Origin of the sequence: Pectobacterium brasiliense (assembly GCF_013449685.1) — a bacterium.
Taxonomy (GTDB): Bacteria; Pseudomonadota; Gammaproteobacteria; order Enterobacterales; family Enterobacteriaceae; genus Pectobacterium; species Pectobacterium brasiliense_A.
This window is the reverse complement of record NZ_JACDSF010000099.1, coordinates 1-2,316: the sequence shown is the minus strand read 5'-3', so window position 1 is coordinate 2,316 and position 2,316 is coordinate 1. Positions and strand designations below refer to the sequence as shown.

Below are 2,316 nucleotides of genomic sequence, written 5' to 3'. Positions count from 1 at the left end.
GCCTTATGTTCAGAATACATATTCGACCAACCTTAACATCCTGTATTAATGATCCATGAGTATAAATTACAACTCATCTTCCGATGTTGGCGTATTAAGAAACTCCTTCAATGAATGAGCAACAAATCCTAACCCTTCACCTACAATTAAATTATCTTGAGAATACATCCAATGAAAAATATTTTGATAGGTTGGAGATTCACGCCTTACATCGTAGACCAGATACCCATCAGAAAAATCATCATAATCACAACCAATAATAATCAAACCTTGAGAAAGTAGAAAACGGTGTTCATATATTGATTCCCGCAATAATTTCGTAGAATCAATTACCTCTTCGTAAGGGAATAGCACTGACATTAACACTTTCAGACTTCTATCATTGTATTTCGCTAAAAAATAACCACAATCATCTTTCGGCCATGATGTTTGATTTGCTGTAAGAAAGATATAATCTCTATACTCATTCGGTAACGTTATGGATAGTTCTTTTTCAATATTCATTACAAAACCATCACTTTTTTTTCTTTCAACTACAATTTCTGGGTCACTCACTTCCCATTTAAGTAGATCTTTTTTCTCAATATCCATTTAAAAATCCCCACTACGCCACATGGAATTTCTCTTTATGCACTGTTCCGGAATTACACAATTTTCTCGATATTGATGAAACATTGATAAAATTACAACTCATCTTCCGATGTTGGCATACTTAGAAACTCCTTCAATGAGTGAGCAATAAATCCTAATCCTTCGCCTGCAATTAAGTTATCAGCATAGTATCGCCAGTGAAAAACATTTTTGTATGTGGCAGAATCAGGCCTTACATCATAAATTAGGTAAGCATCGCCAGAATCATCATAACTTGAACCAATAGCAATCAGACCATTTGGTAATAAAAAACGTTTATCATAAATAGACTCTTGGGATATCTTTGTGCTATTAACAATAGACTCTCCATTGAATATGATAACTACATCAATAAGTAGGCTTGAATTATTATATTTAGCCAAGCAGCAGTCACATTCATCAGCAGGCAATATGGGATTGTCATTAGCTAAACTTATTAATTCCTTAAGCTCTAAAGGCAATCTTATTTTCAATTCTGATTCTACAAATAAAATGGAGTTTTTTATTTTTCTTTCATCATAAATAGAATTTAATTCTCTCACATTCCAGTTATTAAGATCTAATTTTTCAATTTTCATTTAAAAATCCTTGCTGCGCCACATTGAGTCTCCACCAAGATGAGGAGTGCCGGAACTTGCAGTTCCTGTCTCTGGGTCCCTAAACGCATGATGTATATTTTTATCAACATACGTCATTGTTACACCATCTGGTTCGTGATGCCAAGCACCTGCGTTTATTTCATGGTCCGTTAGCTCCTTATCATATTTTTCTTTTAGGGCCACATTTGATCTTTTCCTATCGCCTCTATTACCTTGTACATCAATTTCTACTCGGTAAGGTTTTCCCCCATCACCAATTGGCTTCCCATCTTTCATTGGAGGAAAACCTGAAAAATCAGGATGACCGTCTTTAAAAGGAACGCCCTCTTTCCCATGACGCTTCACCGCTTCATAAAGGCTTTTGTTCTTCTCTGGGTCGGGCTTATACATCCCCGTTCCTGGAGGACAAGGTTTCCCGTCAGGCCCAATCCAGCTTCCTTTTTCTGAGGAAGGAAGACGTCCGGGATCCATGGATTTATCATTTTCAAACTTTTCCCGCGCCAGTTTTTTGCATTCTTCCGTTTTACATTTACCGATTTCTTTATCCAGTTTTTCCTGTTTTCTCTTCGCTATCAGCTCTTTCCAGTATTTTTTTGCATTTTCGCGCGTTGTTGCAAATACTTTCGTATTTAGCGCTGCCTTGGCCTTCGATAAAGCCTCGGTTACTTTTTGGACTTTGGCGGCTATTTTCCCTGCTTTTGCGCCATCACCGAGTATCGGAATAAATCCTAATGCATCAAGTGCTGCGCCGCCCCAGTCACCTTTAAAAAGAGAACGGCCCAGCGAAACCACATCTGCCGCCGTGCCGAAAGGCGGAGGCGCTGCCCCTGCTGCGGCTAAGCCACTGTCTACAATAAGTTCGTTATACTGCGATTCCATGTCAGCGACTTTTTTACGATCCGCCTCAATTTCCGGGCTACCACTTCGCTCTCTAATATTAGCCATAGTATTCTCCTTGCTGTTTCACCCGGTTCATTCCGGAAACCAGTAATTAGGGTGGCTGTTCATGAGTGCATCAACACCTTGGTCTTCGCTGACCTCGGTAAACAGCGCTTCCAGACGTTCATCTTCCTTCCGCGTCGTATCC

At 39.3% G+C, this 2,316-nt stretch carries 3 protein-coding genes; all 3 read right to left on the bottom strand.

Features of this window, described 5'->3' with window-relative positions:
* Positions 1 to 66 precede the first annotated feature (66 nt).
* Positions 67 to 591 carry an SMI1/KNR4 family protein gene (locus H0248_RS21345; RefSeq protein WP_180787405.1) on the bottom strand — a complete coding sequence of 175 codons (525 nt, stop codon included), beginning with the start codon at positions 589 to 591 and terminating at the stop codon, positions 67 to 69.
* 92 nt (positions 592 to 683) lie between these two features.
* Positions 684 to 1,208 (bottom strand): SMI1/KNR4 family protein, encoded by a 525-nt coding sequence (locus tag H0248_RS21340; protein WP_180787404.1) that lies wholly within the window; start codon positions 1,206 to 1,208, stop codon positions 684 to 686.
* Positions 1,209 to 2,174: an HNH endonuclease gene (locus H0248_RS21335; protein ID WP_180787403.1), complete on the bottom strand. Its 966-nt coding sequence runs from the start codon at positions 2,172 to 2,174 to the stop codon at positions 1,209 to 1,211.
* Positions 2,175 to 2,316: the final 142 nt, after the last annotated feature.